The sequence below is a fragment of the Methylobacterium sp. WL18 genome, assembly GCF_008040015.1.
GTDB classification, from domain to species: Bacteria; Pseudomonadota; Alphaproteobacteria; order Rhizobiales; family Beijerinckiaceae; genus Methylobacterium; species Methylobacterium mesophilicum.
Map to the genome: position 1 here is coordinate 1 of NZ_VRVD01000213.1, position 7480 is coordinate 7480.

Sequence of the window (7480 nt, forward strand, 5' to 3'; positions counted from 1 at the left end):
GCCACGCGCGCCGGCGGATCGCCATCCTCAGGCGCCGGTCTCCGGCACCAGGCCGGCGGCTTCGATCGCCGCCACCGCGCAGATCTCGTCGTTGTCGGAGGTATCGCCGGAGATACCCACCGCGCCGAGCAGCCGCCCCTCGCGGGAGCGGATCAGTACGCCCCCCGCCACCGGGACGAGCGCGGCCGGGCCGGCGACGTGGCTCACCGCGGCGACGAAATAGGGCTGCGCTTCGGCCCGCGCATGGATCGCCCGGGATCCGAGCCCCAGCGCCAGGGCGCCGTTGGCCTTGCCGCAGGCGATCTCGGCCCGGCGCAAAGACGTGCCGTCCTCGACCGAAACGGATTTGAGCGCGCCGCGGGCATCGTACACCACCACCGCCATCGGCTTCAGCCCGCGGGTCCGGGCCTCGCGCAGGGCGGTATCGACGATGCTGCGGGCGGCCTCGAGCGTCAGGTCGATCATCGGAATCCAGGGGCTGTCGCCGCTCCGCGCGGCTGTCCGATCCTTAACGGATCGATAAGGGACCGGTCCACCACGCGGCGATGCGCGTCGTCTCAGCGGACGCGCTCGACGGCATGGCGCCTGAACGGCCCAGGCGTTTCCGCTTGTTTCCGGCGCCATCGGGCGGCATGTGTCGGCGCCGCCGACAGGCGCATCGGGAGCAGGGCCGAACTTTGTCTCAGGCAGGCGCGCGCGGTATCGCGGTTGGGCGGGACGGCTGGCTGTTCTGGGTCGGCCGCTCGAACGAACTGGTGGAACTGTACGCCGATTCCCCGGCAACGCGCCGCCTGCTGCGCCGGTGGGTGCGACTGGTGGACGGCCGCGTCCGCCGGGCGGAGTCCCTGGGCGCGCGCTACGTCCACGCGATCGTGCCCGAGAAGATCGCGATCCACGCCGACACGCTGGACCGGCCGTTCCCGGGCTTGGCCGATCCGCCCGGCGCGCGCCTCGGCCGCCGCCTCGCGGCAGAGACCCGGGCTGACCTGGTCGATCTCTACGCGCCCCTGCGGGCGGCGCGGGCCGAAGAACCGGTCTACCTGCGCACCGACACGCACTGGAACCATCGCGGCTACATCGCGGCCTACCGGGCGTTGTGCGAAGCGCTCGCGGTCGCACCGGCACCGCACGTCCTCGACGCCACCGGCCAACCCGCGCGCTTCGTGTTCGATCTCGGCGGCAAGCTGAAGCCGCCGGTGGACGAGGCCTACTTCGCCCACGAATTCCCCCGGCGGGCCCAGCGCAGCGAGGCCAATGCCTTGGTGCGTCTGCGCGAGACCGGCCGGGTCGCGGGCCGGGGCGGCTTCTTCGTCGGATCGCGCGCCGTGATGCGCAATCCCGAGGCTGCCGATCCGCGGCGGATCGTGCTGTTCGGCGATTCCTACGTGTTCGACCAGGGGCCGCGCCTCACCGCTATGCTGGCCGAGAGCTTTCGCGAGGTTCACGCGATCTGGTCCGCCGAGATCGACTGGGCCTACGTCGCCGCCGTTAAGCCCGACCTCGTGGTCTACGAGATCGCCGAGCGCTTCCTCCGGCGCGTGCCGGCCGACCGCTTTTCAGTCGATGCGTTTGCGGAGCGGCGGGTCCGGCGCGAGCTGAACCCCACTGTGCTCGACCGGCTGCGCGCCCTCCTGCGCCTGCGCTGACGCGCACAGCACCGCCCGACGCGTATCCCGCCGGCCTTGGGGGTGACGTGCTCGCATCACGCCGGCGGCAATGGCGGCGCCCAGGTGAGGTTCTGCTGGAAGGTGTCGTAGTCGGCGATCATGTCGTCCGGCCGCTCGAAATGCGGGAAGGCGCCGGTCGGCAGCGTAAGGACGCGCCAGTTCGGCCGGCCCGCGACCCGCGGCGCCAGGCGGTAATCCACGAAGTCGCCGCGCCGCCCGTGGGCCATCCAGACCGGATGCCGCAACGTCTCGTAGAGACGCGTCGTATCCGTCGGGAACAGGTGGCCGGCGATGAAGCAGTAGGGGGCGTGCTCGGCACCCGGCTGGTGGGCCGAGGCGTAATCATACGCGAACAGGCCCTCGTCGATGTCCTTGGAACCGAACGTCTTTTGCAGGAAGAAGCGCATGCTCGGCCGGGAGGCCAGCGCGTCGAACAGGGGCCGGCCGAGGGGCGGCCGGTCCAGCAGGTCGCGCAGTCGGTCGCGTCCCCGATGGCCGTCCGGAGGTCCGTCGCCGGAGAGTCGCGCATCGAACCCGGTGGGGCTGATCAGGCCGAGGCTGCGGTAATCCTCCGGCTGCTCGACAGCCGCTCGGGCGAGGTAGGAGCAGGACAACGACAGCGCCATCGCGTCGATGGCGCCAACGGAATGCCGTTGCCGGATCTCGGCCACGGCCGCACGGATCGCCTCCACCATGAGGCGGGGCGTGTAGAGGCGGCGCGACCGCTCGGAGAACCCGAAGCCCGGCAGGTCCAGTGCGTAGACCGGACGGGTCTGGCGGTAATGCAGGTAGAGCGGACGGACCTCGTAGGCGTTCGCGGCCGCGTTGATCGAGTGGATCAGCAGGAGCGGCACGCCCTCCCGGTCCGCCGTCCCATACAGCGAGAGCGCGCCGGCGCGCATCGTCGCCAGCGTCTCATGCCGGCCGGGAAGGGCGGGCGGCAGGTCCATACGGCGATCGACGGCGAACCGGCTCCAGCCGACCAGGCCGGCGGCCGAGCCGAGACCGGTCAGGAGCGTCGCGATCCCGAACCGACCGGCGCGTGACTTCTTACGTGGCTGACGGCTCATCGGGGCTCCAGAACCTCGGTCGGGCCCGACCCGGACCGCGCGAGCGCCGGAGGAGGGGGAAACTAGGCCGTCGTATCAGGATGCGTGGCCGGCCAGGCTGTTGGAGGCCAGCGCCGGGGACCGTCCGGAGGGGCGGATCGGGCTGATGTCCCGCCCCGCGGCCTCACGGAAGAAGTCCACCGTCGCCGGATCGTTGCGCCAGTCCTGGACGCGCCGCGAGACCAGGGCCTCGCGCGGGCGCTTGTCGTAGTTCGCGTAGGCCGCCGCAACGAATTCCGGCCGCGTCATCGTGCGGGCGGGGCCCGAGCGGCGCGTCTCAGCCTTGAAGAAGAGCGCGCTGCCGGGAATGCCGTAATGCGCGGCGATCTCGGGATAGACCGGCCAGCTGCCCTGGCCGCCGAGGTCGTCGGGTACGAACGCGTCGAGGTCGCATTCGGGATAGGCAACGCCGGACTTTGTCAGCAGCCCGCGGGCGAGATCGGCGACCACGTAGAGCTTGGTGTGGTTGATCGAGTGCATGAAGCAGCCGCGGCGCGCCCAACGCGTCAGGTGCGTGTCGAGATCGTACTGCGCCTGCGCACCGAGCCCGCGCAGGTAGGCGACCGACTCGTTCCAGAGATCGAAATAGCCCAGCCGCTCGAAGACCGGTTCCGCGAACAACCGCAGCGCCTGCGCCTGCGAGAAGCCGGCCAGATAGGCGTAGAGCGTGATCGCCGAGTGCGAATGCCCCATCGGCCCCGAGATCAGGCCGTTGAGCGAGACGGCATCCTGCACGCCGACATGGATCAGGTCCGGATGGTAGGCGCCGAACACGATGGTCGGGATCAGCCGGACCTTCGGGTGCGTCCGAAACCGGTCGATCGTGCCGCCGTCCTTGAACCGGGGCAGGTAGATGCTGGAATAGACGTGATCGTAGGCGTCGGCATGCGCCATCAGGTCCACGAGCTTCGGGAAGCGCCGGGTGACCGTGAAGGCCGAGACGAAATCCACCTGGGCGTCGGGCAGCAGGAAGCGCAGCACCTTGGCCATGGAGCCGGCCTGGCAGACTCCAACCACCAGGATGCGGGGCGAGCCCGTCCGTTTCTTCCCGATCTGCGCAAGCCGGTGCCGCGCGCGCCAAAGGCTATCCACCGTCAACATGCCGCTTCTCTCGCATGTCCGCGGGCCGCGGGCAAACCGCGCCGACGGCTCGGGGGCGGCTATCGGCGCGTATCGCGACCGGCAAGCAACACCTTCCGTGAGGCTATGACAGTCACGCAAAGTTGTCGTGTGTTAGGACTGGTGGCGGGGCCGTACCTGATCCAAGCCGAGCTGATAGAGCCGGGAGGATTAAGATGGCCCCGACAAACGTGCCGGATCCCGCTTCGGACATCGAGCGGGCGACCCTGCGCAGAGTCACCTGGCGGATCCTGCCGTTCCTGATGCTCGCCTACTTCATCGCGTTCGTGGACCGGGTGAATGCCGGCTTCGCGGCGTTGCAGATGAACCACGATATCGGCTTGTCCGCGGCGCAGTTCGGATTGGGCGGCGGCCTGTTCTACGTGTCCTACGTGCTGTGCGAAGTGCCGAGCAACCTCGCCATGGAGCGGTTCGGCGCCCGGATCTGGATCGCCCGGATCATGATCACCTGGGGGCTGGTGTCGGCGGCCATGGCGTTCGTGGTCGGGCCGACCTCGTTCTACGCGGTCCGCCTGCTGCTCGGCGCCGCCGAAGCGGGCTTCTTCCCCGGAGTGATCCTCTACCTCACCTACTGGTTTCCCCGCGCCTATCGGGGCCGGATCGTGGCCGTGTTCATGGTGGCGATCCCGATCTCGAGCTTCCTCGGCTCGCCCATCTCGGCCTCGATCCTCAACACCGACGGGATGCTGGGCTACCGCGGCTGGCAGTGGCTGTTCATCCTCGAGGCGGTTCCGGCGGTGCTGCTGGGGATCATCGCGTTCGCGGTCCTGCCTGACGGCCCCGGCAAGGCGCGGTGGCTCACGCCGCAGCAGAGCGCGTGGCTGCAGGATCGGCTGGCCGCCGAGCGGGCCTCCGTCGTCCCGGGCGAGGCGGCACCGGCCCGGCATCTCTCGGTCTGGCAAGTGATGCGCAATCGCTACGTGCTCGCCGCCTCGCTGATCTACGCGGGCGCCTCCGGGGCCAGCCAGTGCCTGTCGCTCTGGCAGCCGCAGATCATCAAGTCGTTCGGGCTGACGAACCTGGAGACCGGCCTGCTGAACTCGATCCCGTTCGGCATCGCCTCGGTGCTGATGATCCTGTGGGGTCGCTCCTCGGACAAGCGGCGGGAGCGGGTCTGGCACACGGCAATCCCGCTGGGCCTACTGGCGCTGAGCCTCGCCGCCTCGATCGCGACCACGCAGCTGCTGCCGACGATCCTGATCCTGTGCCTCGCCGTGACGGCGACCTACATGGTGAAGGGCCCGTTCTGGGCGCTCTCCACCGAATGGCTTTCGGCCGGGGCGGCGGCGGCCGGCATCGCGCAGATCAACGCGATCGGCAATATCGGCGGGTTCATCGGCACCTACCTGCTCGGCGTGATCAAGGATGCCACCGGCAGCTATCCGCTCGGCCTGTTGCCCTTGGTGGTGCTGTCGGGAGCGGGCTGCCTGCTGGTCTTGGGCCTCGGCCGTGGCCGGCAGCGGGGCGTTGCGCCGGTGCGGGCCTGACCGGGCGTACCGGCCGGCACCGATTCGCTGGCCAATGGACTTCGCCGGGCGGATGACGCGGTTTCGCCGTCGATTCGTCCGCCCGCACAGCCGTGTCGACGGCATTGCTGTGAAATTCGTGTGTCCGCTCGCGGTCTCCTCACGACGCAGAGACGCCCGCTGAATTTTGCAAGACGATCAGTATCGCGCGCGCCACCGATTTATAGCGCGTTCGAGGTGCATGATCGTACGGCGGGAAAGAATATCTGTGCGGCGTTGTTGCATATTCCGGCCCGAGTCTCGCAACGAACGCACCTGTTGACACGGCAATGCTCGGCCGTTCTTATTCCTGTGCCTGAGGCATGACGCTTCAGCGGTGCCCTTCCTCGGCGATGATCGCTTTCGGGAGGTATACGCGAGTTGCTCGCGCACCCATATATTGAAAGTTGATAGCGCTCAATCGATTGAGATTTTGATCGCGCTTAACAGTCTATATGGCCCCCAAGGCCAGGTTTGATTGGTGTCCGAGATAGTTCTTGATGCCATGAAACGACGCTGCCAGCCCACAGGCTGGCAGCGTCGCCAGCCGGGCGACGACGAAGCTCGAAGTCTTGCGACGGATTGAGCCGTCTAGAGTCAGATAAACCGCCGTCTGAGCAGCGAGGCGAAATGATGAGCGCTCAGACTCCAGAAACCGGGTTGAAGGTTTGAGGAAAGTCTTTGTCAGCCGGTGTTCAGCTCACCACACGGAGCCCGTAAGATGTTCGCTGTCAGCCCCGTTGCGTCTGCCTCTGCCGCCGCGTTGAAGCCGCAGCTGGTCGATGCGCCGGAGCGGATCGCGTCCGTGATGGCAAACCACCTTGCAATCCCGGCGGCGTTCGATCCGAGGACGACTTACGCGCTCACGGCGGATGCGGTCCTGTCGCTGGTCCGGACACGCCAACCTGCTCCGGACGCCACCGCGCCTCAGCCGCAGCACACCGGCGAGACGCGCGCGGCCGAGACTGTGCGCAGCGACGTCGTGACCGGATCACAACCTTCGAGTGATCCTGTCCCGACGGCGACCGCGTTGGATCGCTCGATCGCCGATAGCAAGACGGTCCGGCAGGTCGAAGAAGCCGCGAAATGGGATGCTTACCTTTACAGCATCACGCATATCGACAGCAGCATCATGGCTGCCATCAGCTTCTATCTCATGTGCAACGACGTTCATTATCAGAATTTCAAGGCCGAGCATCCGAGCACGGATATCCATTGGATCAACGTCGACAACAAGAAGATCGTTTCGCTGTGGCCGAAGGTGACGGATCAGTGGTTTCCGCCGCGCTGATGCCGCCGTCCGGGCCGGTCGGCTGCGTGCTCGAACGGCCTTCGACGGGCGCCGTCCGCTAGGGATCCGGTTTCCGCCGTCCGGCCTGAACCAGACTGCAGCGGTTCCGCGCGAAGCCGCCGCGGGCAGAGCGGCGGCAGCATGGTCCGCAGATGCGCCGCGAAGGCCCGGGCCAGCGCTGCTGCGCGGCGTTCGTCGCAGCGGATCACGAGGCCGAACTTCGGCCGGGGCGGCAATTCGGCGTCCGCTGCAGCAGCGCTTCGCCTCCCTCGGTGACCTGCACGGCTGCGGCCTGCTTCAGGAGATGGAGATCGTGGCCGACCGCCGGATCAAGGTGCCGGCACCGGAGCTGGGTGATGCGATCACGCGGCGCCGCCTGGATTTGGGCCTCAGCATGAACATCGTGCAACTGCCGGGTATGGGCGGCGTGTTCCGCATCGCGCCGCCGCTGACGGTGCCGCAGGCGAAGATCGATCAGGGCGTGGACATCCCGGTGCGCGCCCTCGAAGCCTCAGTCTAGGGCGCCTGGGATCGGGATCCCAAAGGGCGAGCCCTTTGGCGGGGTTCGGGGGCGGAGCCCCTGAGGCATCGGGCCAAGCCCGACACCAGGGCTCTGCCCTGGACCCGCAAAAGGTCGGAGACCCAGCCCTTTCAAGGTGTTTGATTTGCCAGAACCCTGGCGGTTGCGACATGGGCGTTGGTCTGGCGTGCGGGCTCGGTAGACCGCGGCTTGGGTTTTCGCTGGCTGGCGGCCACGCGTTTGGGGTC

General features: G+C 68.1%; 7 protein-coding genes. 4 read left to right on the forward strand and 3 right to left on the reverse strand.

Annotation, left to right across the window (positions count from 1 at the left end; translation table 11 throughout):
- Positions 1-27: 27 nt before the first annotated feature.
- Complete coding sequence (locus FV228_RS15785) at positions 28-465, reverse strand: heme-binding protein (protein ID WP_147855491.1); 438 nt, start codon at positions 463-465, stop codon at positions 28-30.
- A gap of 212 nt (positions 466-677) precedes the next feature.
- Between FV228_RS15785 and FV228_RS15790 the strand changes: the two genes are divergently transcribed.
- Positions 678-1646, forward strand: a complete 969-nt coding sequence (locus FV228_RS15790; protein WP_246693921.1) for a hypothetical protein — start codon at positions 678-680, stop codon at positions 1644-1646.
- Between the two features lie 56 nt (positions 1647-1702).
- Here the strand turns inward: FV228_RS15790 and FV228_RS15795 are convergent, their stop codons facing one another.
- Positions 1703-2737 carry an alpha/beta hydrolase gene (locus FV228_RS15795; protein ID WP_147855493.1) on the reverse strand — a complete coding sequence of 345 codons (1035 nt, stop codon included), beginning with the start codon at positions 2735-2737 and terminating at the stop codon, positions 1703-1705.
- A 75-nt stretch (positions 2738-2812) separates the two neighbouring features.
- A complete protein-coding gene (locus tag FV228_RS15800) occupies positions 2813-3877 on the reverse strand; it encodes a WcbI family polysaccharide biosynthesis putative acetyltransferase (protein WP_147855494.1) in 1065 nt (354 codons plus the stop codon).
- Positions 3878-4071: 194 nt separating this feature from the next.
- On the opposite strand from FV228_RS15800, the gene FV228_RS15805 reads away from it, so the two are divergent.
- From FV228_RS15805 to FV228_RS15815, 3 genes are all read left to right on the forward strand, one after another.
- Positions 4072-5403, forward strand: a complete 1332-nt coding sequence (locus tag FV228_RS15805; protein ID WP_147855495.1) for an MFS transporter — start codon at positions 4072-4074, stop codon at positions 5401-5403.
- A gap of 739 nt (positions 5404-6142) precedes the next feature.
- Positions 6143-6712 (forward strand): hypothetical protein, encoded by a 570-nt coding sequence (locus FV228_RS15810; protein ID WP_147855496.1) that lies wholly within the window; start codon positions 6143-6145, stop codon positions 6710-6712.
- Positions 6713-7025: 313 nt separating this feature from the next.
- The gene (locus FV228_RS15815; RefSeq protein ID WP_246693922.1) at positions 7026-7232 is read left to right on the forward strand and encodes a hypothetical protein; all 207 of its coding nucleotides are present in this window, start codon (positions 7026-7028) and stop codon (positions 7230-7232) included.
- The last annotated feature ends 248 nt before the right edge of the window (positions 7233-7480 follow it).